Source organism: Massilia sp. METH4, assembly GCF_037094685.1.
Classification (GTDB): domain Bacteria; phylum Pseudomonadota; class Gammaproteobacteria; order Burkholderiales; family Burkholderiaceae_D; genus Rugamonas.
This window is the reverse complement of the sequence record NZ_CP146614.1, coordinates 5,334,184-5,359,341: the sequence shown is the minus strand read 5'-3', so window position 1 is coordinate 5,359,341 and position 25,158 is coordinate 5,334,184. Positions and strand designations below refer to the sequence as shown.

The window sequence follows — 25,158 nt, the reverse complement described above, 5'->3', positions numbered from 1 at the left end:
CTTCACTTTCCGCGGCGTCGGCCTGCCCGCGCCGCCACCAAGGCGAGTCCGCCGAGCAGCATCGCCCACGTGGAAGGTTCGGGGATCGGTGCCAGGGGAACCGGCATGCCGACCTCGCGGCCGGGCCCGGGGTAACCGAGCCGGGGCGGCGGCGCCAGTGGCGCGACAGGGGCGGCCCATGGCGGCAAGGCTTCGCTGCCCGATGGCACCGCTGGATACACGGGTGCCGGCTGTGGGGGCGATTCGGGAGGCTGGGCCGGCAGCGGCGGAGCGCCGCCGGTCGTGCCGGGCGCGCTGCCACCGGACGTGACGATGCGCCGTACCCGGCTGACGTTGCCGCACACCTCCGGCACCAGCACGCACGCCTCGCCAACGCAATACACGGCTGCCGTTTCGCGATGTGCTGGCTGCCATTGCGAACGGGTCACGGTACGGCACAGCCGGGTCTTGTCGAAGTGCATGTCCGAAATCGTGCCGGCATACGTGTAGTGCCCGGTGACGGATGTCCTGCTGATCTCTACCTTATCGTCGGGAATGCCGGCGTCGATGCGCCTTGCCAGGGTGGCGCGCTCCGCTTCGGAAATGTCGCGGTAATGCGCCAGCGCGGCAGCCGGCGTGCCGCGGTAGCGGTCGACACCTGGCCGGTCCCATGAACAGACTGGTTGCACGAGAAATGCGGCAGCGGCCGCGGCAAGTACGAACGCCATGCGGGTCTCCATGAAAACTGTCTTGGAAGGACTGTAAGCCGTTCACATTGCTGAGTAGGTGCGTGTCCTAACGCACAACAATGTGTCGCGGCATGCAAGCCGCGTCGTTACAATGGAGGGCCGCTCAGGCGGCCAGCGAGTCGTCCGCGAGGGAATCCGCGGTGGGTGGCGCGAGTCGGGCCGTGGCGCCCTCGACCAGTTGCGGCGCAAACATGCGCTTCTCGGCGGTGTGGGCGCCGTGCGCTTCGATCATCGACGTGAGCAGGTCGGCCGCCGCCAGTGCCATGCTGTGCATCGGCTGGCGCAGCGTGGTCACGTCCGCGCTGAGCCAGCCGGCCGGTTCGATCGCATCCAGGCCGGCAACCGACATCGTGCCAGGCACGTCGATGCCCAGCTCGTGGCGTGCCGTGTCGAGGCAGCCCTGCGCCATCACGTCGTTACCGCAGATGACCACGTCGGGTGTCCTGCCGAGGCAGGCGATGATCTCCCGCAGGCCCTGGGCGCCGCCGGCATAATCGAACCGGCCCGGCACGACGACGGGGCGGGGCAGCCCCAGTTCATGCAGGCGCTCGCAGGCTCCCGCGCGGCGCTCCGTTGCCAGGGCCGACGCTTCCGGCCCCGCCACGATGCCGAACTGGCGGTGGCCGGCGCGGGCCAGCCGGGTGGCCAGCATGCGGCCCGCTTCGTACTGGTCGCACAGCACGCTGTTTACCGTGCGGCCGCGCAGGTTGCGGTTGAAGACCACGAGCGGCAGGGCGCGGCGCTCGAATTCCTGCACCTGTTCCTCGCTCAGGGAAGCGGCGATGATGGCCCCGTCGACCTGGTACTGCCAGATGTCGGCCAGGATGTGGCCGACGTCGGACTCGTGCTGCATCGTGAACAGCAGCACGCGCTTGCCGCGGCGGGCCAGTTGCTGCGAGAGGTCGGCGAGCGCTTCCGGGTAATACAGGTTGGCCACGTGGGACATCACGACGGCGACCATGTTCGAGCGCCGCGTGATCAGGCTGCGTGCCGCCGCGTTGGGGATGTAGTCGAGGCCGGCGGCGGCCTTCATCACGCGCGCATAGGTTGCCGCCGATACGCTCGCGCCGGGCTTGAAACAGCGCGACACGGCCGACTGCGATACTCCGGCGACCAGCGCCACGTCATAGGACGTGACGCGCCGGTTCTCGCGCAGGGCGGCAGCCTTGTATTCGGCCACCCTGGCGGCGGCCACGCTGTCTACCGGAGGGGGTGTCTTCGTTTTTCTCATCGTTCGTGTCGGCCCGGTTCGACCGTTTCGGTTGAGGATAAAGGCAAACTTACCTTGTGGCAACAATTCCCATGTGGAAATTTCTGCTTTGTCGCGTCGGCGCTACCCGGCCATGGCCAGCGTTACCGCGATAACGGCCAACAGCACGCCGGTTGCTCCCGCGCGCCGGCGCCAGTTGCCGCGGATGTATTCCAGCGCCTGGCCGCGTCGTGCATGCGCCCGGCCCGGTCCCGCCGAGCCGGCCGTGCGCATGTCTTCTCCCATCTTGTAGCGCACTTGCCGCGAACCTCTGCAGTGATGTTCCATATCCGTCTCCCTTGGTGTCGAATTTCCTAGCGTAACTATCTGCGGCATGCGGGATTTGATTCAGCTCAAGCCAACTCTGGTAAAATTTCGCCCCTTTCAGATGAGGTAGCGATGGCAGCAGCGTGCGGTGTCGATTTCGGCACGTCCAATTCCACGGTCGGGTGGGTCGAGCCGGGCCGGCCGGTGATGTTGCCACTCGAGGATGGCAAGGTCACCCTGCCGTCGGTCGTGTTCTTCAATGCCGACGACGACGAGGTCACGTTCGGCCGCGCCGCGCTGGCCGACTACCTGGCCGGCTACGAGGGCCGCCTGATGCGTTCACTGAAGAGCCTGCTCGGGACGCCGCTGATGGATGGCCAGACCGAGGTGGCGGGCCGGGCGCTGTCGTTCCGGTCGCTGCTGGGGCAGTTCATCGGCGAACTGAAGCGCCGTGGCGAGCAGGCCGCCGGGCGCCGTTTCGATGCGGCGGTGCTGGGCCGCCCGGTCCACTTCGTGGACGACGACCCGGCCGCGGACCGGCTGGCCGAAGATACGCTGGCCGCCATCGCGCGCGACGCCGGTTTCCGCGATCTCGCCTTCCAGTTCGAGCCGATCGCTGCCGCCTTCGACTACGAGTCGCAGATCGCCCGCGAGGAACTCGTGCTGATCGCCGACATCGGCGGCGGCACGTCGGACTTTTCGCTGGTGCGGCTGGCACCGGCGCGGGCCGCGAAGCCGGATCGCCGCGACGACATCCTGGCGAACGCCGGCGTGCATATCGGCGGTACCGACTTCGATAAATACCTGAGCCTGGCCGCCGTGATGCCCCAGCTGGGTCACGGCAGCACGCTGAAGAACGGCAGCGCCGTGCCTTCCAGCTATTACTTCAACCTGGCGACGTGGCACACGATCAACCAGGCCTACACGAAGAAGATGTCGCAGCAGTTGGGCGAACTGGTGCGCGATGCGCGCGAGCCGGAAAAGCTGCAGCGGCTGCGCAATCTCATCGAGGACCGCGCCGGCCACTGGCTGGCGATGCGTGTCGAGGAAACGAAGATCGCGCTGTCCGCCCAGGCGCGGGTGACGCCGGACCTGGACCGACTCACGCCGCCCGTGGCGCTCGACGTCGATCGGGAATGCTTCGTCGCGGCCATCGGCGCACTCGTGGATACGGTCGGCGGCACGGTCGAGCGCCTGCTGGGGGAAGCCGGCGTGCGGCCGGAGCAGGTCGATACCGTGTTCTTCACGGGCGGCTCGTCCGGCGTGGCGGCGCTGCGCGAGCGCATCGGCGCCGCCGTGCCGTCCGCGCGCAGGGTCGAGGGCGACCTGTTCGGCAGTATCGGCGCGGGCCTGGCGCTCGACGCGGTACGGAAATTCGGTTGAGGCCCCCATGCTGACCAAGCAGATCGTCATGCTCGACTTCGAGACCACCGGATTGTCGCCGGAGATGGGCGACCGCATCACGGAAGTGGCTGCGCTGCGCATCGCCGACGGCGCGATCGTCGAGCGCTATGTCTCCCTCGTCAATTGTGGCGTGCGCATTCCCGCCTTCATCACGAGCCTGACCGGCATCACGCAACGCATGGTCGACACTGCGCCGCCGGCGCACGAGGTCGTGCCGCGCCTGCTCGAGTTCATCGGCGCCGACACGCTGTCGGCGCATAACGCCAGCTTCGATGAAAAATTCCTGCGCGCCGAGAGCTCGCGCCTCGGGTTGGCGCCCGCGCATGGCGGCACGGTTTGCTCGCTGAAGCTGTCGCGGCGCGTCTACCCGGCGTTGCACAGCTATAAGCTGGGCAGCCTGGGCAGCCAGCTCGGCATCCCGTTCCGCGGCACCGCGCACCGCGCGGAGGCCGATGCCGAGGTGGCTGCGCAAGTGCTGATGCACATCGGCCGCCACCTGGCATCAAACTATGGCATCGCCGCGGTCGAGCCCGCATTGCTGATGTCGGTCAACAAGCTCGCCGCGGCGAAGGTCCCGGCGTTCCTGCGCAAGCATTCCGCCGCTGCGGCCTGAGCAGTGCCGCGGGCGCGGCTAGCCTGCCTGCCCGCATGCCGCGTCGCGTCGCGTCAAGCTTTCTTTTTGCATGCCGGACCATGAGCAACCGGGCAACCGATTGAGGTCGCTCAAACGGCGTGCGCAATCGTTTATTAAGCTTTATGCAACATAGCGACGTGCTGGATGGGGGAGCTGGCATGAACAACCGTTTCAACAACCGTTTCAATCACCAATCCAACGACCATCACTCGGGAAAGGATGTGAACGTCTACGCGTGGTTTCGCGAAGCTTCGGAAAAAGGCGACCCGTATGCGCAGTTCAACCTGGCACTGATGTACAAGCGCGGCAAGGGCGTGCGGCGCGACGACGACGCGGCATTCATCTGGATGCGCCTGTCCGCCTTGCAGGGCATCGCCTTCGCGCAGAACCACCTGGGCGCCATGTACTACAAGGGTGCCGGCACGAAGCCGGACGACACCGAGGCCGTGTTCTGGTTCCGCATGGCGGCCAAGCAGGGCGACGCCTCGGCGCAGCAGAACCTGGGGCTCATGTACCGCAAGGGGCGCGGCGTGCCGCAGAACCACGCGACCGCGCTCACGTGGTTCTGCCGCGCCGCCGAGCAGGGCGTGGCGAGCGCCCAGGCGCTGCTCGGCGAAGCCTATGCGCAGGGGCTGGGCACGAAGCGCAATTTCCAGCTCGCGCTGGCGTGGTTCCGCAAGGCCGCGCTGCAGGGCGACGCGACCGCGCAACTGAACCTGGGCCTGATGTACCGGCGCGGCCACGGCGTGTTGCAGAGCGACACGCAGGCAGTCGCGTGGTACCGCCAGGCGGCGGCGCAAGGCATGACGGCCGCCCAGCGGCATCTCGGGGTGGCGTACGCGGAAGGCCGCGGCGTGCCGGCCGACCTGGAGCGGGCCTGCTCCTGGCTGCGCCGTGCCGCCGAGCAGGGCGACGTGGATGCGCAGTTCAACCTGGGCGTGATGCTGTCGAACGGTTATGGCACGCACAAGGACGAGGCGCTGGCCTTCGACTGGTACCACCGCGCGGCCACCGCCGGCCACATGCTCGCCCAGTACAACCTGGGCGGCATGTATGCGCAGGGGCGCGGCGTGGCCCGCGACCCGGCCGCGGCGCTCGCGTGGTACCGCAAGGCTGCCGATCAGGGCGCCGCGAATGCGCAGTTCAATGTGGGCGTCATCTATGCCAATGGCCACGGCGTGCCGAAGGACGAAGCGCGCGCGGTGGCCTGGTACCGCCATGCGGCCGAGCAGGGCGACGCCAGCGCGCAGAACAACCTGGGCGTGATGTACGCGAACGGGCAGGGCGTACCGCAGGACGATGCCGAGGCCGTGCGCTGGTACCGCAAGGCGGCCGAACAGGGCCATCCGCTGGCGCAGTACAACCTGGGGGGCATGTACGCGGGCGGGCGCGGCGTGGAGCGGGATCCGGTGCTTTCCTATATGTGGATCTCGCTGGCGGCCGAGGCCGGCGATGAAACGGCCTGCAACAACCGCAAGCTGATCGAGCGCAAGCTCACGCGCGAGGAAATCGGTTCCGCCGAACTGATGACGCGCCGCTGGCGCGACGCCCATCGCGCCTGAGTGGTTGCCGCGCCCGCATCACCGGTAGCGATGCGCCGGGCCGCCACCTCCCTTGCCGCGCGCGCCCGGCAACGCGTCGGCGCGGTCGGCAGGCCGCCGCAAGGGTGACAATGCGTCCCGGCGTGCCGCGAGGAGGGCGCCACGAGTCGATTCCTGCATGAAATCATTCATGCACCGCCGGCTGCCGAATAAAGTGCGCCGCCGACGCTGGTAGAACCTTTCTTATTTGCCATGGTTGACGCTATGATCGGGAGTCCGCCGTGCCGAGGCGGACTTCACATCACAAGGACATCCATGCAACTGAAACGCGCTACCCTCGCTACCATCGTCTGCGCGCTGCTGGCCGGTACCACCGGCCAGGCGCTGGCGCAAAGCTGCCCGGCCCGCACCGACCAGCAGCCGCTGGCCTATCCCGTCACCAAGAAGGTCGACCAGCGGGACGACTATCACGGCACCACGATCGCCGATCCCTACCGCTGGCTGGAAGACGCCAACAGTGCCGAAACGAAGGCATGGGTCGACGAACAGAACCGCCTCACGCAAAGCTTCCTCGGCCAGATTCCCGAGCGCGCGGCGATCCGCCAGCGCCTCACGCAGTTATGGAACTTCGAACGGTATTCGGTGCCGTTCAAGGAGGGCGGGCGCTATTTCTACAGCCGCAACGACGGCTTGCAGAACCAGGCCGTGCTGTACACCCTGAAGTCGCTGGACGACGAACCGCGCGTGCTGCTCGATCCGAATACGCTGGCAGCCGACGGCACGGTGGCACTGGCGGGGGTGGCGGTAAGCCCGCAGGGCAGGTACCTGGCCTACAGCACGGCGGCCTCGGGCTCGGACTGGAACGAGATCCGCGTGCGCGACATCGACACGGGCAAGGACACGGCGGACCATATCAAATGGGTGAAATTCTCGGACACGGCCTGGGCGCACGACGGGTCGGGCTTCTACTACAGCCGCTACGACGAACCGGCCGAAGGCACCAGGCTTGCCGGCGTCAACTACTTCCAGAAGCTGTACTTCCACAAGCTGGGCACGCCGCAGGAGCAGGACGTGCTGGTCTATCACCGGCCGGACCAGAAGGAATGGGGATTCCAGGCCGAGGTGACCGATGACGGCCGCTACCTCGTCATCAACTCTACCCAGGGCACCGATCCCAGGAACCGCGTGTTCATCAAGGACCTGAAGGAAAAGGGTGGCAAGGTGAAGGGCTTGCTGGAAGCATTCGACGCGTCCTACACCTTCATCGACAACGACGGCCCGCGCTTCTACTTCGTCACCGACAAGAACGCGCCGAAGTCGCGCATTGCCGCCATCGACGTGCGCACCGGCAAGTGGACGGAAATCGTGCCGGAAGCGAAGCAGACGCTCAAGGGCGCCAACATCGTCAACGGCCAGCTGGTGGCCGAATACCTGGCCGATGCCTACAGTGCCGTCAAGGTGTTCGACCTGAAGGGCAAGCCGCTGCACGACGTGACCTTGCCGGGCATCGGATCGGCCAGCGGCTTCGCCGGCAAGCGCAGCGACACGGAAACGTTCTACGCCTATACGAGCTTCACCACCCCGTCGACGATCTACCGCTACGACCTGAAGACCGGCAAGAGCGCCGTGTATCGCCAGCCAAAGGTGGACTTCGACCCCGCGGCGTACGAGACGCGCCAGGAATTCTTCACCAGCAAGGACGGCACCCGCGTGCCGATGTTCATCGTTGCCAGGAAGGGTACCAAGCTCGATGGCGGCAACCCGACCTACCTGTACGGCTACGGCGGCTTCAATGTGCCGCTGACGCCGGCATTCTCGGTGGCCAACCTGGCCTGGGTGGAAATGGGCGGCGTGTATGTGATGGCCAACCTGCGCGGCGGCGGCGAATACGGCGAGGAATGGCACCAGGCCGGCACCAGGCTGCGCAAGCAGAATGTCTTCGACGACTTCATCGGTGCCGCCGAATGGCTGATCGCGAACAAGGTCACGTCGCCATCGAAGCTGGCAATCGGCGGCGGCAGCAACGGCGGCCTGCTGGTCGGTGCGGCGATGACGCAGCGGCCGGACCTGTTCGGCGCCGCGCTGCCTGCCGTGGGTGTGATGGACATGCTGCGCTTCCACAAGTTCACGATCGGCTGGGCATGGACTTCCGACTATGGCTCGGCCGACGACCCCGAGGAATTCCAGGCACTCGTCAAGTACTCGCCGCTGCACAACCTGAAGCCCGGCACATGCTATCCGGCCACGATGGTCACGACGGCCGACCACGACGACCGCGTCGTGCCGGCGCACAGCTTCAAGTTCGCGGCGGCCGCGCAGGCAGCGCAAGGCGGCGCGGCGCCGGTGCTGATCCGCATCGAGACGAAGGCCGGCCACGGAGCAGGCAAGCCCACGTCGAAGCAGATCGAGGAAGTGGCCGATCGCTGGGGCTTCCTGTCTCGCACGCTGGGCATGCAAGCGCCCGCCGTGTCCGCCTCGCTGGCGGGCGGAGACGCGCGGTAAACGTGCCCTGTTGCAACAAAGAAGGCGCTTCGGCGCCTTTTTTGCTTTCCGCAAGGAAATTGCCGGCCAAAATGCTACAATTCCTCACCCCCGGTGCATCCTGCCGGGCCCCCGAATCACTTCGCACGCATTATGGTCACCAATACCGGAAACATCGCAATCGATGCGCTCGTCTACAGCAGCTGGAAAACCACGGCCAATACGCCGGTCACACTGACATATGGATTCCTGACTCGCGCGCCGGTCGGTGCCTCGGCCGAAGACCAGTACGGCTTCCTGGCCATGACGGCCACCCAGCAGGCCGCGGTGCGCGTCGCACTGGCGCAATGGTCGGCCGTGGCGAATGTCACGTTCGTGGAAGTGGCGGCAAATGGGGGGCAGCTGCAGTTCGGTACCAATGCGCAAACGGGCAGCAGCGCGTATGCGTACCTGCCGAACGGCTACAGTTCCGTGCAGATGTACCTGAACAACAAGGTGTCGTACACGTCGAACTTCACGACGGGCTCCTATGGCCCCTCCGTGCTGATCCATGAGATCGGCCACATGCTTGGCCTGAAGCACCCGGGCGATTACGATGCGGCGGGCTCCAGCATCGGCGGCCCATTCCTGCCTGCCGAGACCGACAACGGCGACTATACGCAGATGTCGTACCAGGACCCGAGCAGCTACGCGATCAACCGCACGTTTGCGACGTCGGCAATGCTTTACGACATCCAGGCCATCCAGTACCTGTACGGCGCCAACACGACGTACAGGGTCGGCAATGATGTCTATCAGTTTTCCAGTGGCACCGCGCCGCAGTGCATCTGGGATGCGGGCGGCAGCGACACGCTCGATTTCTCCGCCTGCGCCGGCGCCTCGGTGATCAACCTGAACGCTGGGGCTTTCAGCGAAACCGCGCGCGGCATGAACAATGTGTCGATCGCCTACAACGTGACGATCGAAAACGCGATCGGCGGCAGCGGCGGGACCGCCTTCTACGGCAATGGCATCGGCAACCGGCTGACCGGCGGCGCGGGCGCGGACGTGTTCTACCAGGGTGTCGGCAGCGACACGATCGCCGGCGGGGCGGGCCAGGACACGGTGGTGTTTTCCCGGTCTTCCGATGACTATATCGTGTTGCGCGAAGGCGGCACGCTGACGGTAAGCGGCGAGGGTACCGATATCCTGACCGGGATCGAGTACCTTCGCTTCGCCGACGGCACGCTGGGCATGGACGCATTCGGGGCGGCGACCACGCAACTGGGCAGCGGGAACAATGACATCCTCACCGTTCCCGCGGGGGCCGCGCACATCGACGGCGGCGCGGGCCTCGATGTCGCCGTGTTCTCCGGCGCGCGCGCCGGTTACCAGATCGTCCGCACGGCCGAAGGCTATTCGGTCACGTCGAACACCACCGGCGTTGCCGATGTGCTGGTCAACGTGGAGCGGCTCGATTTCGGCGACGGCAATGTCGCACTCGATATCGATGCCGGCGCCGGCCAGCTGTATCGCGTGTACGCGGCGGCATTCGACAGGGCGCCCGATGACGGCGGCTTCGGTTACTGGCTGAAAGCGCTGGATGCGGGCGTGCGACTGGGTGTCGTGGCCGAGGAATTCGCGCGCAGCCCGGAATTCATGCACACCTATGGTGCGCTCGATAATGCGGGCTTCGTCACCCAGCTGTATGCGAACGTGCTGGACCGCAGTTATGACCAGGGCGGCTTCGACTACTGGCTTGCCGTGCTGAACGCCGGTGCCGCGCGCGGCGATGTCTTGACGGGGTTCTCCGAATCGGCGGAACTCCAGGCCAACCTCATCGGCACGATCATCAACGGCGTGAACTACACTCCTTACGCCTGATCACGCCGAGCCTTCGGTCTCCCGCGTCAGGCTGATGCGGTTGCGGCCCATGTGCTTGGCCCGATACAGCGCCGCGTCAGCCGTTGCCACCAGCTGCGACGGATCATTCTCGGGCGCCGCCAGGGCCGTCGCGGCCCCGATGCTCACCGTGACGAAGCGCTTTGCCGCGCCCAGATTCGGCAAATGGAGTTGCTCGACCCGGCAGCGGATCCGTTCGGCCACGATGGCCGCCCCCTTCAGCGACTGGTTCGGCAGGATCACGGCAAATTCCTCGCCGCCATAGCGCGCCACCAGGTCGTTGGCCCGCATCTCCTTTGCCACGGCGCCGGCGATGCGCTGCAGGCATTCGTCGCCGCCCACATGGCCGTAGGCGTCGTTGTACTGCTTGAAATTGTCCACGTCCACCATCAACAGTGACAGCGGTTGTTGCTGGCGCAGTGCGCGCTGCCATTCGGCGTGCAATGTGTCGTCGAAGCAACGGCGGTTCGCCAGGCCCGTCAGGCCGTCGCGGGTGGCCAACTGTTCGAGCGCGATCTGGGCCTGCTTTTCGTCCGTCATGTCGCGCAGCGTTTCCACCACGGCCGCGAGCCGGCCGTGTTCATCGCAGATCGGGCTCACATCGACCGCCAGGTAGCGGCGCTTGCCGGCGCGGGGCATGTCGCACCAGCCTTCCGCGCTCACGTGCCCCGATTGTTCGCCCGCGGTGTCATGCGCGTCGTACAGCGCCGCCACCTCCCGCGTGCGCTGCTCGACCACCAGGTCGGCCAGCGTGGGGCGCGGGTCCCGGTGGAAGCAGCGCCATGCATCGCGCGTCCCCAGCACTTCGTAGCCGGGAACGCCGGTCAGGCCTTCGCAGGCGCGATTCCAGACGATGACGCGGCCGCGCGCATCGAGCACGAAAGCGGGGATGGCGAGGAGTTCCAGCAGCCTGAATGCATAACCATGCGACTGGTCGGCGTGCGGGAAATCCATCATGTGCTGCACTTTTTGCGAACTGTTCATTGAGGTGCCTGCGAGGTAGCGACTGCGGTTGACTCGTTCAAAGGTTGGGTACGCGGCTCTTTTTCTTTCCTTATTGCTCTTTTATTTGCGTTTTTCTTGCGCTGAGTCTTAATTGTGCATCCCGGTATCGGCCCTTCATTTGATCGACAACAAAGGTGCGCGGAACGGACTGATCCTTGAAGCAGATGCGCCGCGTTTCGTTGTATTGCCACTGGTCATCGCATCCAATGACATTACCGCACTGACCTAGGCCTCTTCTTGCTTGTAGTCAACTTTCGGCGGGGAGCCCGGCATGCGTCGCTTTGGCTTATAATCGAGGGTTCGCCATTCACCGTGGCCGCCAGCTCGGCTGGCGTGAGCCCGGCCGCACAGGATTCATCGTGACATACAGCATCAAAGAGATCTTCTATACTTTGCAGGGCGAGGGCGCCCACGCGGGCCGGCCCGCCGTCTTTTGCCGCTTCGCCGGCTGCAACCTGTGGACGGGCCGCGAAAGCGATCGCGCCAGCGCCGTTTGCCAATTCTGCGACACCGACTTCGTGGGCACCGACGGGGAACGCGGCGGCAAGTTCGCTACGCCACAGGCCTTGGCCGAGGTGATACACAGCCTCTGGCCGGATACCTACGCCGCGAGCAAATACGTCGTCTTCACCGGCGGCGAGCCTTTGCTGCAGCTCGACGCGCCGCTGATCGACGCCATGCACGCGGCCGGCTTTACCATCGCCATCGAGACCAATGGCACGGTGCCCGTGCCGGCCGGCATCGACTGGGTGTGCGTCAGCCCGAAGGTGGGCTCGCAGCTCGTGGTCGCGAAGGGCAACGAACTGAAGGTGGTGATCCCGCAAGCGAACCAGGACCTGGCGGATTACGAGCACCTGGACTTCGACAACTTCTTCGTGCAGCCGATGGATGGCCCGCTGGCCGCTTTCAACACGACGCTGGCGATCGAGACGTGCAAGCGCAATCCGAAATGGAAGCTTTCGCTGCAGACCCATAAACTCCTGAACATACCCTGATATTTTTCTCTTATGTTGACGATTACCCGCAAGCTGGAATTCGACGCCGGCCACCGCATTCCCGACCACAAGAGCCAGTGCCGCAACCTGCACGGGCACCGTTATACGCTGGAGATCACGCTGACCGGCGAGGTGATTTCCGCCGAAGGCAATTCCGACAACGGCATGATCATGGACTTTTCCGACGTGAAGGCGCTCGCCAAGGAGCACCTGGTCGACGTCTGGGATCACGCGTTCCTCGTCTATGACAAGGACAATGCCGTGATGGAATTCCTGGCGTCGCTGCCGAACCACAAGACCGTGGTGATCGACCGCATCCCCACCGTGGAAAACCTGGCCGCCGTCGCGTTCGGGATCCTGAAGGCCGCCTACAAGGACCGTTATGGCACCGGCCTGAAGCTGCACAAGCTGGTGCTGCACGAAACGCCGAACTGCTGGGCCGAGATCACCGATGCCTGACGCGGTCGGCCCCGGCCAGGATGCTTTCATGCGCGAAGCCCTCGCCGAGGCGCAGCGGGCCTGGGACCTGGGCGAGGTGCCGGTCGGCGCCGTGGTGGTGAAGGATGGCGTGGTGATCGCGCGCGGCTTCAACCAGCCCATTGCCGGCCACGACCCCACGGCGCATGCCGAGATCGTCGCGCTGCGGGCGGCCGCGCGGGCGCTGGGCAACTACCGGCTGCCCGGCTGCGAGCTCTATGTGACGCTGGAGCCGTGCGTGATGTGTTCCGGTGCGATGATGCATGCGCGCCTGGCGAAAGTGGTGTACGGCGCGCGCGACCCGAAAACGGGCGCCGCCGGCTCCGTCGTCGACCTGTATGCGTCGGCGCAGCTGAATCACCACACGCGGGCCGAGGGGGGCGTGCTGGAGGAGGAGTGCGGCAACCTGCTCAAGACTTTCTTCGCCAGCCGGCGCGCCGCGTCCCGCGCGGCCAGGGCGGAGCGCGAAATCGAGAAAGAGCGAGAAGCGATCGTCGCGGAGCGTCTTGCTGGCGGCGGCACCGGCGGGTAAGATGGCCGCGCCTCTTGTCTCCCTGGAGCTCGTTTGAAGAATATCGGTATCGCGATCGCCGCCCCGGGCGGCTTTGCGCTGGATGAAGCGGCGCTCGCGCGCGGCATCGCCCGCCTCGAAGCACTGGGCTGCACCGTCCACAATTACTATGACCCGGCCGGCAGATTCCAGCGCTTCGGCGGCACCGATGCGGGCCGGCTCGCGCAGCTGGAGGCGGCCAGCCGCGATCCGGACGTGCAGGTGGTCATCGCCCTGCGCGGCGCCTATGGCATCTCGCGCATCCTGCCGCGCATCGATTTCCGGGCCATGGCCGACAGCGGCAAGCTGTTCACCGGCTACAGCGATTTCACGGCCTTCCACATGGGCATGTACGCGGCCACGGGGCGCAAGAGTTTCGCCGGCCCGATGATCTGCGACGATTTCATCCGCGACGAACCGGTCGACTACACGCTCGACCAGTTCTGGAACTGCCTGCGCGGCCCCACGCACGCCGTGCGCGGCACGGCAGCCGGCAACCCGGTCGTCGACGTGGAAGGGCCGCTGTGGGGCGGCAACCTGGCGATGCTGAATCACCTGGTCGGCACGCCGTACTTTCCGCGCATCGCCGGCGGTATCCTGTTCATCGAGGACATCAACGAGCACCCGTACCGCGTCGAGCGGATGATCCTGCAATTGCTGTACGCCGGCGCGCTCGACGGCCAGCGCGCGCTGGTGCTGGGCGACTTTTCCGGCTACCGGCTGGCGGCCTTCGACAACGGCTACGACTTCGACGCCATGCTCGCCTACCTGCGCGAGACGCTGCCGATCCCGGTGTTGACCGGCTTGCCGTTCGGCCACGTGAAACAGCGCTGCACGCTGCCGTTCGGCGGCCTGGCGCACCTGACATCCGATGCGGAAGGCTTCGACCTGACGGTCACGGACTACCCGACCCTGGCCGATCCGTACCGCTGAAGGGTGGGCGAGGGCCGCGGCCGGCTGCCCCGTGCCGGGAAGACAAGGGAAATGATAAAATGCGCGGTTCATTGAAACATTCCAACGCAAGGGCTCATCAGTGCTATCCACCGCAAACATCACCATGCAATTCGGCGCCAAGCCGCTGTTCGAGAATATCTCCGTCAAGTTCGGCGACGGCAACCGCTACGGCCTGATCGGCGCCAACGGCTGCGGCAAGTCCACCTTCATGAAGATCCTCGGCGGCGATCTGGAGCCGTCGGCCGGCAACGTCATGCTGGACGTGAACGAACGCCTGGGCAAGCTGCGCCAGGACCAGTTCGCGTACGAGGAGATGCGCGTGCTGGACGTGGTCATGATGGGGCACACGGAGATGTGGGCCGCCATGCAGGAACGCGACGCGATCTACGCGAACCCGGAAGCGACGGACGACGACTACATGAAGGCCGCCGAGCTGGAAGGCAAAGTGGCCGAGTACGACGGCTACACGGCCGAGGCACGCGCCGGCGAACTGCTGTTGGGCGCGGGCGTCGCGATCGACCTGCACCAGGGACCGATGAGCGCCGTGGCGCCGGGCTGGAAGCTGCGCGTGCTGCTGGCGCAGGCGCTGTTCTCGAACCCGGACATCCTGCTGCTCGACGAACCGACCAACAACCTGGACATCCACACGATCCGCTGGCTCGAGGACGTGCTGAACCAGCGCGACTCGACGATGATCATCATCTCGCACGACCGCCACTTCCTGAACCAGGTGTGCACGCACATCGCCGACATGGACTACGGCACGCTGAAGATCTATCCGGGCAACTACGACGACTACATGCTGGCCTCCACGCAGGCGCGCAACCAGCAGCTGGCCAACAACGCCAAGGCGAAGGAAAAGGTTGCGGAGCTGCAGGACTTCGTGCGCCGCTTCTCGGCCAACAAGTCCAAGGCGCGCCAGGCCACCTCGCGCGCAAAGATGATCGAAAAAATCAAGGTCGAGGACATCAAGCCGTCCTCGCGCGCCTATCCGTTCGTGCGCTTCGAGGGCGAGAAGAAGCTGCACCGCCTGGCCGTCGAGGTGGATTCGATCTCGAAGACCTACGACAAGACCCTGTTCAAGAACTTCAGCATCCTCGTCGAGGCGGGTGAGCGCATCGCCATCATCGGCGCCAACGGCGCCGGCAAGACGACCATGCTGCGTTGCATCGCCGGCGACATCGCCAGGCTGCAGCCGGATACCGGCTTCGTGAAGTGGGCCGAGAACGCCAACGTGGGCTACATGCCGCAGGACCCTACCGAGGACTTCGCCACCGACGCCAACCTGACCGACTGGATGGGCCAGTGGACGAAGGAGGGCGACGACGACCAGGCCGTGCGCTCGATCCTGGGTCGCCTGCTGTTCGGCGGCGACGAGGTGAAGAAGTCCGTGCGCGTGCTGTCAGGCGGCGAGAAGGGCCGCATGATGTACGGCAAGCTGATGCTGGGCCGCCATAACGTGCTGCTGCTGGACGAACCGACGAACCACATGGACATGGAATCGATCGAGTCGCTGAACATCGCGCTGGAAAAATACGCCGGTACGCTGATCTTCGTGTCGCACGACCGCGAGTTCGTGTCGTCGCTGGCGAATCGCATCATCGAGATCAAGGAAAACGAGGTGGTCGACTTCCGCGGCAATTACGAGGAATACCTGACCAGCCAGGGTATCAATTAATCGATAAAAGCGATGAATACCGTAGCCAATTCCGTAGCAATGAAGAAGGGCGAATTCGCGGTCGAATTCGAGAAACCGCTGCTGGAGGAGAACGAGCAGGGCGGCAGCTGCGTGGCCCACGCGTGGGCGCGCACGCCGGCACCGGTGCCGGCCGACGAGAAAATCCTGTTGAAGGAGCGCATTCGCACCCTGCTGCGCGAGCGCGACGCGGTGCTGGTGGCCCACTACTACGTGGATGCCGACCTGCAGGACCTGGCCGAGGAAACGGGCGGCTGCGTGTCCGATTCGCTCGAGATGGCGCGCTTCGGGCGCGACCATCCGGCCAGGACGCTCGTGGTGGCGGGGGTGAAGTTCATGGGCGAGACGGCGAAGATCCTGTCGCCGGAAAAGACGATCCTGATGCCGGACCTGGACGCGACCTGCTCGCTGGACCTCGGTTGCGATCCGGACGAATTCAAGGCGTTCTGCGACCAGCACCCGGACCGCACCGTGGTCGTGTATGCGAACACCAGCGCGGCCGTGAAGGCGCGGGCCGACTGGATGGTCACCTCGTCGATCGGCCTGGACATCGTCCAGCACCTGCATGCCGAGGGCAAGAAGATCCTGTGGGCGCCCGATAAACATCTGGGTTCCTATATCCAGAAGCAGACCGGTGCCGACATGCTGCTGTGGCAGGGCTCCTGCCTCGTGCACGACGAGTTCAAGGGCATCGAACTCGACCTGCTGAAGGCCGAGCACCCGGATGCGAAGGTGCTGGTGCACCCCGAGTCGCCGGCCAATGTGGTGGAACAGGCCGACGTCATCGGCTCGACTTCGCAGCTGATCGCCGCCGCCGTCAGCCTGCCCGCGACGAAATTCATCGTCGCCACCGACAACGGCATCCTGCACAAGATGCGCCTGGCCGCGCCAAACAAGACCTTCATCGAAGCGCCGACCGCCGGCAACAGCGCCACCTGCAAGAGCTGCGCGCACTGCCCATGGATGGCGATGAACGGCTTGCGCAACCTGGCCGACGTGCTGGAAAACCTCTCCAACGAGATCCATGTCGATCCGGCGGTGGGTGAACAGGCCAAGGTGTCGATCAACCGCATGCTCGATTTCGCGGCCGCGAAAAAAGCCAAGGTGGCGCCGGGCGCCGACCTGGCAAAAGAAGCCAAGCTGTTCAGTGGAATTGGCCCCGCATAAGGATTGGAGTTGAGTACCGGGTTATGAGCACATTAATTAACCGATTTGCACCGTTCGACGAGGCGCTGTCGCGCGCCTTCGAAGCCAACCTGCTGGCCGCGTTGCTGGAAGACGTGGGCACCGGCGACTTGACCGGCAACCTCGTTCCCGAGGCCAGCCGCGCCGTTGCCCGCGTGATCGTTCGTGAAAATGCCGTGCTGTGCGGCGCGCCCTGGTTCGAAGGCATCATGCATGCGCTCGACCCGGCGATCGGCATCGAGTGGCATTACGCCGAGGGCGAGGCGATGAAGGCCGATACGCCGGTCTGCACGCTGGTCGGCCCGTCGCGCGCGATCCTCACGGCCGAGCGTTCGGCGCTGAACTTCCTGCAATTGCTGTCCGGCGTGGCCACGGCCACGCGGCGCTACGTCGACGCGATCGCCGGCACGAACGCGGCCATCCTCGACACCCGCAAGACGCTGCCGGGCCTGCGCCTGGCGCAGAAATACGCGGTGCGCGTGGGCGGCGGGCAGAACCAGCGCCTGGCCCTGTACGACGGCATCCTGATCAAGGAAAACCATATCGCGGCGGCGGGCGGCATCACGGCCGCGCTGGTGGCCGCCAAGCACGTGGGCGGCAAGGTGTCGATCCAGGTCGAGGTGGAAAACCTCGTCGAGCTCGAGGAAGCGCTGGCCGCCGGCGCCACGTCGATCCTGCTGGATAACTTCGACCTGGCCATGATGCGCGAGGCCGTGCAGGTCAACCGCGGGCGCGCCTTGCTGGAAGCATCCGGCGGCGTCAACTTCGACACCGTGCGGGCGATCGCCGAAACGGGCGTGCACCGCATCTCGATCGGCGCGCTGACGAAGGACGTGAAGGCCACCGACTACTCGCTGCGCATCGTCGACGGCGCCGCGCTGTAACGCCCAGCGCCGGGCGCCTGCGATTGCCGTCGCGGGCGAACTTCGTCTTCGCCCGGCACCCCGGGCATGACGCGGCCGCGTTGGCGGCGGCGCTGCGGGAGCGGGCCATTCTGGTACGGCATTTCAAACTGCCGCGCATCGACCAGTTCCTGCGCATCTCGATCGGCACGGACGAGGAGTGCGGCAAGCTCGTTGCCGCGCTGCGCGAAGTGCTTGCCTGACGCCGCCTGTCGGAAGCGGTTGCGCTTCGCGGGCGTGACTGTCAGTCCATGACCAGCCGCATGGGTTGCTCATGGAGCCCGTTTCGGTTGGGCATCGGGATGGGCGCTCCCATGGCTTCGAAGCCCAGGCGGCGGTACAGGCGCACTGCCGGCGTGTCGCCCGCCGTCACGCCCAGCTCCATGACCGTCGCACCCCGGTCGCGGGCCCAGCCGATCGCGCGTTCGAGCAGCGCCCGCGCGATGCCGCGGCCGCGGTAGTCCGGTGCCACCCACACCTGGTACACCACGGCGTTTCCGCCCTCGACCTGTGCCCACGTCAAGCCGGCCGACTCGCCCGCCACTTCGGCCAGCAGCGGCAGCTGTTCGGGCGCCGCCACCGCCTGCGCCAGCAAGGCCTGCCAGGTCGCGTCCGCGCGCGCTTGCGCGTCCGCCAGCGTGCTGCCAAACGCGTCGGGGGAATCGGCCAGCGCCGCCAGGCGCAGCGCGCGCCAGGTGGTCCATTCGCCGGCAGTGAAGGGGCGGATCGTGAAGTCGGTCATTGAAATAGTGTTGAGTTGCCGAGAGTACATTGTAGCGGCCAAACGAAACATATTGCCAAGAATCGGGGGCTGTCCCTGTTGTAAAAACTCGGGGACTGTCCCCGGTTGGTCATGTGTTGTTTTGAGACCAGCCCGACAGCAAAAAAGGCCACCCGAAGGTGGCCTTGGAAATGCGGCGCCGGCACGCCGCCTCACGAAAATCAGTCGGCCGCGTAGATGTCGCGGTCCTTGGTCTCGCGCACGAACAGGGCACCGATGATGAAGGTGATCAGGGCCACCACGATCGGATACCACAGGCCGTAGTAGATATCGCCCTTGAACGCCACCAGCGCGAACACGGTGGTGGGGAGCAGGCCGCCGAACCAGCCATTGCCGATGTGGTAGGGCAGCGACATCGAGGTATAGCGGATCTTGGTCGGGAACATCTCGACGAGCATGGCGGCGATCGGGCCATAGACCATCGTCACGTAGAGCACCAGGATAAACAGCAGCAGCACCACCATCGGCTTGTTGATGCGCTCGGGATCGGCCTTGGCGGGGTAGCCGGCCGCGCGGATGGCGGAAGTGACCTCGGCCTTGAAGGCCGTTTCGCGCGCCTTGCTGGCCGCATCGAAGTTCAGGTTGTCCGGCGTCATCACGGCATTGAACGAGCTCAGCTCCTTGTCGCCCACCTTGATCTTGGCGACGGTACCCGGAGGCGCATCCTGGCGCGTGTAGTTCACCGCCGAGGCGGACAGCGTGCTGGTGGCGATATCGCAGGACGATGGGAATTTGCGCTGGCCCGTCGGGTTGAACAGGAAGTGGCAGGATGCCGGATCGGCCACCACCACCACCGGGGCGCTGATCTGGGCCGCTTCCAGTTGCGGGTTGCCGTAGTGGGTCAATGCCTTGAAGATCGGGAAGTAGGTCAGGGCGGCGATCAGGCACCCGCCCAGGATGATCCACTTGCGGCCAACCTTGTCCGAGAGCACGCCGAAGATCACGAAGAACGGCGTGGCCAGCAACAGGGCGATGGCGATCAGGATGTTCGCCGTGGCGGACTCGATCATCAGAGTCTTTTCCATGAAGAACAGGGCATAGAATTGGCCCGTGTACCACACCACGGCCTGGCCCATCGTGAGGCCGACCAGCGCCAGGACCACGATCTTCAGGTTCTTCCATTCGCCGAAGGCTTCGGACAGCGGCGCCTTCGAGGTCTTGCCCTCGGCCTTCATCTTGGCGAAGGCGGGCGATTCCTGCATCGCCATTCGGATCCACACCGAAATCCCCAGCAGCAGCACGGACACCAGGAAGGGAATGCGCCAGCCCCAGGCCTGGAATTCGTCCTCGCCCACGGCGGTGCGCGTGGCCAGGATCACCAGCAGCGACAGGAACAGGCCCATCGTGGCGGTGGTCTGGATCCAGGAGGTGAACAGGCCGCGCCTGCCGTGAGGCGCGTGCTCGGCCACGTAGGTGGCAGCTCCGCCATACTCGCCACCCAGCGCCAGCCCCTGCAGGATGCGCAGGGTGACGAGGATGATCGGCGCGGCGATGCCGATCGACGCATGCCCCGGCAGCAGGCCCACGATGAAGGTGGACAGGCCCATGATCAGGATCGTGATCAGGAAGGTGTATTTACGGCCGATCATGTCGCCCAGCCGCCCGAACACGATGGCGCCGAACGGCCGCACGATGAAGCCGGCGGCGAAGGCAAGGAGGGCGAAGATGAAGGTGGTGGTGGGGTCGCCGATGAAGAATTGCTTGGCGATGATCGTTGCGAGGGAGCCGTACAGGTAGAAGTCGTACCACTCGAACACGGTGCCGAGGGAAGAAGCGAAGATGACCTTCTTTTCCTCCTTCGTCATCGGTGTGGCCTTGCCCCCCATGTTCCGCGGATCCGCGGTCCCAGATGTGATAGCCATGATAGTAGTCTCCAGTTTATCGGTGTGCCTATCGTTGCAGTCCGGTGCCGTCCGGGTCGGGCCCGGTTATTGTGTTGGCCGATCGAGTGTGGGCGCCGAACCTTACGCGATTCTTTCATGAAACTTACACGAAACTTACGCAAGAGGAGGCGCCGGCGGCGGCCCGGCGGCGCTGTGGTATCCTCGCGCGCTTGTACAATTAAGCAAACAGCAAGGATGCCCGAATGATCAAGCACATCGTGATGTGGAAGCTGAAGGACGAGGCCGAAGGCGCCGACCGCGCCACCAATGCGCGCAAGGTGAAGGAGTTGCTGGACGCGTGCATCGGCCTCGTACCGGGCATGGGCAAGTTCGAAGTGGCGCTGGCCCAGCCGGGCCTGGAGGCAACGTATGACGTGGTGCTGTATTCCGAGTTCGCCGACAAGGCCGCGCTGGACGCCTACCTCGACCATCCGCAGCACGTGGCGCTGAAACCCTTCATCGCCACCGTGCGCGAAGGGCGCCAGTGCATGGACTACGAGGTCTAGCATGAGAGGTGCGGCGTGACCTCGGTGCGCGAGCTGTTCAGCCTGGAGGGCAAGACCGCCCTGGTCACGGGCGGCTCGCGCGGGCTCGGCCTGCAACTGGCCATGGCGCTGGGCGAGCAGGGCGCCACGGTACTCATCAGCGCCCGCAAGCAGGCGGGGCTCGACGAAGCCGTGGCGGCACTGCGGGCGCAAGGCATCGCCGCGCACGCCGCGGTAGCCGACCTGGCCGACCCGGCCGCGGCCGATGCGCTCGCGCAGGCGGCCATGGACAGGCTCGGTCAGGTCGACATCCTGGTCAACAACGCTGGCGCGGGTTGGGCGGCACCAGCCGAGGATACTCCACTGGAAGCGTGGGACAAGGTGATGAACCTGAACGTGCGCGGCGTCTTCCTGCTCACGCAAGCGGTCGGCCGGCGCTCGATGATCCCGCGCCGCGCGGGCAGCATCGTCAACGTCGCCTCGATCGCCGGCCTGGCCGGCAACCCGCCGGGCACGATGAAGACGCTGGCCTACAACACGTCCAAGGGCGCGATCGTGAATTTCACGCGCACGCTGGCCGGCGAGTGGGGTGCCTACGGCATCAACGTGAACGCCATCGCGCCGGGCTTTTTCCCGTCGAAGATGACGCACGGCCTGTTGAATGAAATGGGCGAGCGGCTGGCAGCCGATGCGCCGCTGGGCCGCCTGGGCGGCGACGACGACCTGAAGGGCGCCGTCGTGCTGTTCGCCTCGCGCGCCGGGCGGCACATCACCGGCCAGATCCTCGCCATCGACGGCGGTGTCTCCGCCGTCTGAAAGTGTGGAAACAATGAACAATACGTACCAGAGAATCGTGCTGGCCGCACGGCCCCAGGGCGAAGTGACGCCAGACTTGTTCCGGCTCGAGACCGTGCCGCTACCCGAACTGGCCGACGGCCAGCTCCTGATCCGCAACCACTACCTGTCGCTGGACCCCTATATGCGCGGGCGGATGGACGACGCGCGCAGTTATGCGGCGCCGCAGCCGCTCGATGAGACCATGATCGGCGGCACGGTGGGCGAAGTCGTCGCCTCCCGGCACCCGTCGTTCCGCGAAGGCGACTTCGTGGCGGCGATGGGAGGCTGGGCGGAAATGGCCGTGTCCGACGGCGCCGGGCTGCGCAAGCTGGACACCTCGGCCGTGCCGCTGTCGGCCTATCTCGGCGTCGTGGGCATGCCGGGCATGACGGCCTGGTATGGGCTGAACCGTATCCTGGAATTGCAGCCGGGCCAGACGGTCTGCGTGTCGGCTGCCAGCGGCGCGGTCGGCAGCGTGGTCGGGCAACTGGCGAAACTGCGCGGCTGCCGCGCCGTCGGCATTGCCGGCGGGCCGGAAAAGTGCGACTACGTGGTGCGCGAACTGGGCTTCGATGCCTGCGTCGATTATCGGGGCGGCGACCTGCGTGGCGACCTGAAGGCGGCGGCGCCCGACGGCATCGACGGCATCTTCGAGAACGTGGGCGGCCCCGTGTTCGACACGGCCCTGGCGCGCACCAATCCGTTCGCCCGCGTGGCGCTGTGCGGCATGATCGCCGGGTACAACGGCGAGGACATCCCGCTGCGCAGCGTGCGCGTGCTGCTGAAGAACCGCATCACGCTGCGCGGCTTCATCGTCACCGAGCACCTCGACTGCTGGCCGCAGGGCCTGGCGGAGCTGGGCTCGCTCGTCGCGGCGGGCCAGCTCAAGTACCGCGAGACGGTATCGCAAGGGCTGGCCTCGGCGCCGGAGGCCTTCATCGGCCTCCTGAAAGGCCGCAATGTCGGCAAGCAGCTGGTGAAACTGGTGTGAGCGAGGCAAGCATGAAGTCCCATCAAATCCGTTACGGCGACTGGGCCACGCTCAGCGCCGATGCGCAGGTGATCCGCATCGCCGTCTTCGTGCGGGAGCAGAATGTGCCGCCCGAGATCGAAATGGACGAGAAGGACGCCGTCTGCCTGCACGCCGTCGCCTATGACGCGGCCGGCACTCCCGTCGGCACCGGGCGGCTGCTGCCCGACGGGCATATCGGCCGGATGGCGGTCATGAAAGACGCGCGCGGCACCGGCATCGGCAGCGCGCTGCTGCGGGGCCTGATGGCGCATGCGCGCGAACGGGGCCACCCTGAAGTGGTGCTGTCCGCGCAAACGCATGCGGCGCCGTTCTACCTCGCGCACGGCTTCGAGCAGGTCGGCGGGCAATTTCACGAAGCGGGCATACCGCATATCGAGATGCGGCACGTGTTCTGAGCGCTGCCCGTCAGCCGGCGCCGACCTCCGCGTGCGCGGAGAGCGCCTGCGTTTCCACTTCGGCGGCCACTGGGACGCCGACGGCACCGCGATGGCACTGGCGATCCAGCGCGTGGCGGCCGGCCATGGACAGAAAGCCGCCATTACCGCCTTCCCCTGGTGGCTGGTACGGCTGGCGGCACCCTTCCATGAGACCATGCGCGAGCTGCTGGAGATGCGTTACCTGTGGCGCGTGCCGCTGCGGCTGGACAATGCGCGGCTCGTCGCCGAGCTGGGCGCCGAACCGCATACCCCGCTCGACGTGGCGGTGGAGCGCACGCTCATGGGGCTGGACTGCATTCCGGCCACCAGGGCCGATGCACGGGCCGTTGCACCCGTCACGCGCTGAGCCATCGGCCGACATCGAGGATCGCCTGCGCGAAGTCCCCCGGCGCCTCCTGCGGCAGGTTGTGCCCGATGCCGCCGCCGAGCTGGCGATGTTCGTATCTGCCGGTGAACTTCTTGCAATCGCATGTGTGCGCTTGCCGGGCCGATACGCTTGGATACGGATCCAGCCGTGCGCCGATCGTGGCACGGCGCCGCCAAGATACCCCCTCCAGGAGGAGGTGGACCGATGGATGAGCTACAGGAGAGAGTGCTGGCCGAGTTGCGCCGCTACGGCGCGAACCGGCTGAAGGACGTGGCGCGCGGCGCCGAGACCCGCGAACTGGCGGGCCTGCTCACGGAGAAATACGGCTACGGCCTGGCAAAGGCCCTGGCCATCGCCAGGGAACTGGCCGGCGAGCCGGTGCCGGATCTGGCGCGCGAGATCGAAAGCGTGGTGCTCGAAGTGGATCCCGACGCCGTGGAGCACCGGCGCAACCGGTGGGATGCGATGCCCGCCGGGCTGTCGCTGCCGCGCCGGGACAGATGAGGTATGCTGCGTGCATGGAGACACGCACATGACCGTACGCCCCTTCACGGCTGCCGACTTCCCGGCGGTCTGCCGCATCTACCGGGATGCCAGGCTTGCGGAACTGGCCTTCGAGCCGGGCAACTTCACGATCACCCCGCTGGAGGAAGACCCTACGCTGCGCCAGGCCTTCGACGAGTCCGACGTGCTCGTGTTCGACGATGGCGGGGTGCTAGGCTTCGCCGCGACATGGGGCGGCCACTTGCGGGCCCTGTTCGTGGCCGACGGGGCGCGCGGCAACGGTGTGGGCGCGAAACTGCTCGATGCGGTGCGCACGCCCGGCATGTCGTTGCACGTTGCGCATTCGAATGCCGGCGCCCGACGCTTCTACGCGCGCCATGGCTTCGTCGTGGCAGGCCAGACCGTGCGCCCGTATGGCGGCCATGAGGTGACCTACGACAGGATGACGCTTGCCGCCGCGGCGGCGGAAGGAAGCGGGCAGTGAAGACCTACCACGGCAGCTGCCACTGCGGCGCGGTCCGGTTCGAGGCCGACATCGACCTGTCGCGCGGCACGCTGCGCTGCAATTGCTCGATTTGCGTGAAGGTGCGCTTCTGGCCGGCCATCGTCGACCCGGCGGCGTTCCGGCTGCTGGCCGGAGAGGAGGCGCTGACCCTGTACCAGTTCGCCACGAAAACCGACCGGCACCTGTTCTGCCGTCATTGCGGTGTGCGTTCGTTCGGCATCGGCCGTTCGCCCCGCTGGGGCGAATTTTATGCGGTCAATGTCACCTGCCTCGATGACGCGACGGCGGAAGAACTGGCTGCGGCGCCGATCACCTACCTGGACGGCAAGAACGATAACTGGGACACGCCGCCGGCCGAAGTCCGGCACTTGTGAGGC

The 25,158-nt window shown here is 66.1% G+C and carries 26 protein-coding genes and 3 pseudogenes; 21 read left to right on the top strand and 8 right to left on the bottom strand.

From position 1 onward, the window contains the following. Nucleotides 1–2: 2 nt before the first annotated feature. The 3 genes from V6Z91_RS23475 to V6Z91_RS23465 all read right to left on the bottom strand — a co-directional run bounded on the left by V6Z91_RS23475 (nt 3) and on the right by V6Z91_RS23465 (nt 2,265). A complete protein-coding gene (locus tag V6Z91_RS23475) occupies nt 3–707 on the bottom strand; it encodes an MHFG family PEP-CTERM protein (protein WP_338761897.1) in 705 nt (234 codons plus the stop codon). Between the two features lie 124 nt (nt 708–831). Further along, on the bottom strand, nt 832–1,959 hold the full coding sequence (locus V6Z91_RS23470; protein WP_338761895.1) for a LacI family DNA-binding transcriptional regulator: 1,128 nt from the start codon (nt 1,957–1,959) through the stop codon (nt 832–834). Between the two features lie 102 nt (nt 1,960–2,061). After that, nucleotides 2,062–2,265: a hypothetical protein gene (locus V6Z91_RS23465; RefSeq protein ID WP_338761893.1), complete on the bottom strand. Its 204-nt coding sequence runs from the start codon at nt 2,263–2,265 to the stop codon at nt 2,062–2,064. Nucleotides 2,266–2,376: 111 nt separating this feature from the next. On the opposite strand from V6Z91_RS23465, the gene V6Z91_RS23460 reads away from it, so the two are divergent. The 3 genes from V6Z91_RS23460 (at nt 2,377) to V6Z91_RS23450 (ending at nt 5,844) form a co-directional block, all read left to right on the top strand. Continuing rightward, nucleotides 2,377–3,627, top strand: coding sequence for an Hsp70 family protein (locus V6Z91_RS23460; protein WP_338761891.1), 1,251 nt, complete (start codon nt 2,377–2,379; stop codon nt 3,625–3,627). A 7-nt stretch (nt 3,628–3,634) separates the two neighbouring features. Next, entirely contained in the window at nt 3,635–4,261 is a 627-nt protein-coding gene (locus tag V6Z91_RS23455; protein WP_338761888.1) for a 3'-5' exonuclease, read from the top strand. 179 nt (nt 4,262–4,440) lie between these two features. Then, nucleotides 4,441–5,844, top strand: coding sequence for a tetratricopeptide repeat protein (locus V6Z91_RS23450; protein WP_338761885.1), 1,404 nt, complete (start codon nt 4,441–4,443; stop codon nt 5,842–5,844). A gap of 18 nt (nt 5,845–5,862) precedes the next feature. On the opposite strand, the gene V6Z91_RS23445 is transcribed toward V6Z91_RS23450, so the two are convergent. Then, the gene (locus V6Z91_RS23445; RefSeq protein WP_338761882.1) at nt 5,863–6,003 is read right to left on the bottom strand and encodes a hypothetical protein; all 141 of its coding nucleotides are present in this window, start codon (nt 6,001–6,003) and stop codon (nt 5,863–5,865) included. A 135-nt stretch (nt 6,004–6,138) separates the two neighbouring features. On the opposite strand from V6Z91_RS23445, the gene V6Z91_RS23440 reads away from it, so the two are divergent. Together V6Z91_RS23440 and V6Z91_RS23435 are read left to right on the top strand one after the other, a co-directional pair. Continuing rightward, nucleotides 6,139–8,325: a prolyl oligopeptidase family serine peptidase gene (locus V6Z91_RS23440; RefSeq protein ID WP_338761880.1), complete on the top strand. Its 2,187-nt coding sequence runs from the start codon at nt 6,139–6,141 to the stop codon at nt 8,323–8,325. A gap of 132 nt (nt 8,326–8,457) precedes the next feature. Further along, nucleotides 8,458–10,167 carry a DUF4214 domain-containing protein gene (locus V6Z91_RS23435; protein WP_338761877.1) on the top strand — a complete coding sequence of 570 codons (1,710 nt, stop codon included), beginning with the start codon at nt 8,458–8,460 and terminating at the stop codon, nt 10,165–10,167. Here the strand turns inward: V6Z91_RS23435 and V6Z91_RS23430 are convergent, their stop codons facing one another. Then, nucleotides 10,168–11,169: a diguanylate cyclase gene (locus V6Z91_RS23430; protein ID WP_338761875.1), complete on the bottom strand. Its 1,002-nt coding sequence runs from the start codon at nt 11,167–11,169 to the stop codon at nt 10,168–10,170. A 380-nt stretch (nt 11,170–11,549) separates the two neighbouring features. On the opposite strand from V6Z91_RS23430, the gene queE reads away from it, so the two are divergent. From queE to V6Z91_RS23390, 8 genes and pseudogenes are all read left to right on the top strand, one after another. Further along, nucleotides 11,550–12,185: a 7-carboxy-7-deazaguanine synthase gene (gene queE / locus V6Z91_RS23425; protein ID WP_338761872.1), complete on the top strand. Its 636-nt coding sequence runs from the start codon at nt 11,550–11,552 to the stop codon at nt 12,183–12,185. Between the two features lie 12 nt (nt 12,186–12,197). After that, nucleotides 12,198–12,644: a 6-carboxytetrahydropterin synthase QueD gene (gene queD, locus V6Z91_RS23420; RefSeq protein WP_338761870.1), complete on the top strand. Its 447-nt coding sequence runs from the start codon at nt 12,198–12,200 to the stop codon at nt 12,642–12,644. Between the two features lie 28 nt (nt 12,645–12,672). Next, a complete protein-coding gene (gene tadA / locus V6Z91_RS23415) occupies nt 12,673–13,194 on the top strand; it encodes a tRNA adenosine(34) deaminase TadA (protein ID WP_338761868.1) in 522 nt (173 codons plus the stop codon). Between the two features lie 33 nt (nt 13,195–13,227). Then, entirely contained in the window at nt 13,228–14,145 is a 918-nt protein-coding gene (gene ldcA / locus V6Z91_RS23410; RefSeq protein ID WP_338761865.1) for a muramoyltetrapeptide carboxypeptidase, read from the top strand. 124 nt (nt 14,146–14,269) lie between these two features. After that, a complete protein-coding gene (locus tag V6Z91_RS23405) occupies nt 14,270–15,844 on the top strand; it encodes an ABC-F family ATPase (RefSeq protein ID WP_338761863.1) in 1,575 nt (524 codons plus the stop codon). A 39-nt stretch (nt 15,845–15,883) separates the two neighbouring features. Next, entirely contained in the window at nt 15,884–17,029 is a 1,146-nt protein-coding gene (gene nadA / locus V6Z91_RS23400) for a quinolinate synthase NadA (RefSeq protein ID WP_338772020.1), read from the top strand. Between the two features lie 23 nt (nt 17,030–17,052). Continuing rightward, a complete protein-coding gene (nadC, locus tag V6Z91_RS23395) occupies nt 17,053–17,931 on the top strand; it encodes a carboxylating nicotinate-nucleotide diphosphorylase (RefSeq protein ID WP_338761861.1) in 879 nt (292 codons plus the stop codon). Between the two features lie 17 nt (nt 17,932–17,948). Next, nucleotides 17,949–18,152, top strand: a pseudogene (locus V6Z91_RS23390) (aminotransferase class I/II-fold pyridoxal phosphate-dependent enzyme); the annotation flags it as partial. Between the two features lie 41 nt (nt 18,153–18,193). Here V6Z91_RS23390 and V6Z91_RS23385 read toward each other — a convergent pair. Further along, on the bottom strand, nt 18,194–18,691 hold the full coding sequence (locus V6Z91_RS23385; protein WP_338761858.1) for a GNAT family N-acetyltransferase: 498 nt from the start codon (nt 18,689–18,691) through the stop codon (nt 18,194–18,196). A gap of 200 nt (nt 18,692–18,891) precedes the next feature. Further along, on the bottom strand, nt 18,892–20,592 hold the full coding sequence (locus V6Z91_RS23380) for an MFS transporter (RefSeq protein WP_338761854.1): 1,701 nt from the start codon (nt 20,590–20,592) through the stop codon (nt 18,892–18,894). A gap of 224 nt (nt 20,593–20,816) precedes the next feature. Here V6Z91_RS23380 and V6Z91_RS23375 point away from each other — a divergent pair, with 224 nt between their 5' ends. From V6Z91_RS23375 to V6Z91_RS23355, 5 genes and pseudogenes are all read left to right on the top strand, one after another. Continuing rightward, nucleotides 20,817–21,119, top strand: a complete 303-nt coding sequence (locus V6Z91_RS23375; protein WP_338761852.1) for a Dabb family protein — start codon at nt 20,817–20,819, stop codon at nt 21,117–21,119. A 15-nt stretch (nt 21,120–21,134) separates the two neighbouring features. Continuing rightward, nucleotides 21,135–21,914, top strand: a complete 780-nt coding sequence (locus V6Z91_RS23370; protein ID WP_338761850.1) for an SDR family oxidoreductase — start codon at nt 21,135–21,137, stop codon at nt 21,912–21,914. A 13-nt stretch (nt 21,915–21,927) separates the two neighbouring features. After that, nucleotides 21,928–22,926, top strand: a complete 999-nt coding sequence (locus tag V6Z91_RS23365; RefSeq protein ID WP_338761848.1) for an NADP-dependent oxidoreductase — start codon at nt 21,928–21,930, stop codon at nt 22,924–22,926. Nucleotides 22,927–22,937: 11 nt separating this feature from the next. Further along, nucleotides 22,938–23,363: a GNAT family N-acetyltransferase gene (locus tag V6Z91_RS23360; RefSeq protein WP_338761845.1), complete on the top strand. Its 426-nt coding sequence runs from the start codon at nt 22,938–22,940 to the stop codon at nt 23,361–23,363. A 49-nt stretch (nt 23,364–23,412) separates the two neighbouring features. Beyond that, nucleotides 23,413–23,751 (top strand): annotated as a pseudogene (locus V6Z91_RS23355) (hypothetical protein); the annotation flags it as partial. On the opposite strand, the pseudogene V6Z91_RS23350 reads toward V6Z91_RS23355, so the two are convergent. Continuing rightward, a pseudogene (locus tag V6Z91_RS23350) lies at nt 23,741–23,863 on the bottom strand (alpha/beta hydrolase); the annotation flags it as partial. The pseudogenes V6Z91_RS23355 and V6Z91_RS23350 sit on opposite strands and share 11 nt — an antisense overlap. Nucleotides 23,864–23,976: 113 nt before the next feature. On the opposite strand from V6Z91_RS23350, the gene V6Z91_RS23345 reads away from it, so the two are divergent. Genes V6Z91_RS23345 through V6Z91_RS23335 form a run of 3 tightly spaced genes read left to right on the top strand, consistent with a single transcriptional unit; the run spans nt 23,977 to nt 25,155 of the window. After that, complete coding sequence (locus tag V6Z91_RS23345; protein ID WP_338761843.1) at nt 23,977–24,276, top strand: hypothetical protein; 300 nt, start codon at nt 23,977–23,979, stop codon at nt 24,274–24,276. Nucleotides 24,277–24,304: 28 nt separating this feature from the next. Continuing rightward, nucleotides 24,305–24,760, top strand: coding sequence for a GNAT family N-acetyltransferase (locus V6Z91_RS23340; protein WP_338761841.1), 456 nt, complete (start codon nt 24,305–24,307; stop codon nt 24,758–24,760). Then, the gene (locus tag V6Z91_RS23335) at nt 24,757–25,155 is read left to right on the top strand and encodes a GFA family protein (RefSeq protein WP_338761839.1); all 399 of its coding nucleotides are present in this window, start codon (nt 24,757–24,759) and stop codon (nt 25,153–25,155) included. Before V6Z91_RS23340 ends, V6Z91_RS23335 begins: the two co-directional genes overlap by 4 nt. Nucleotides 25,156–25,158 lie beyond the last annotated feature (3 nt).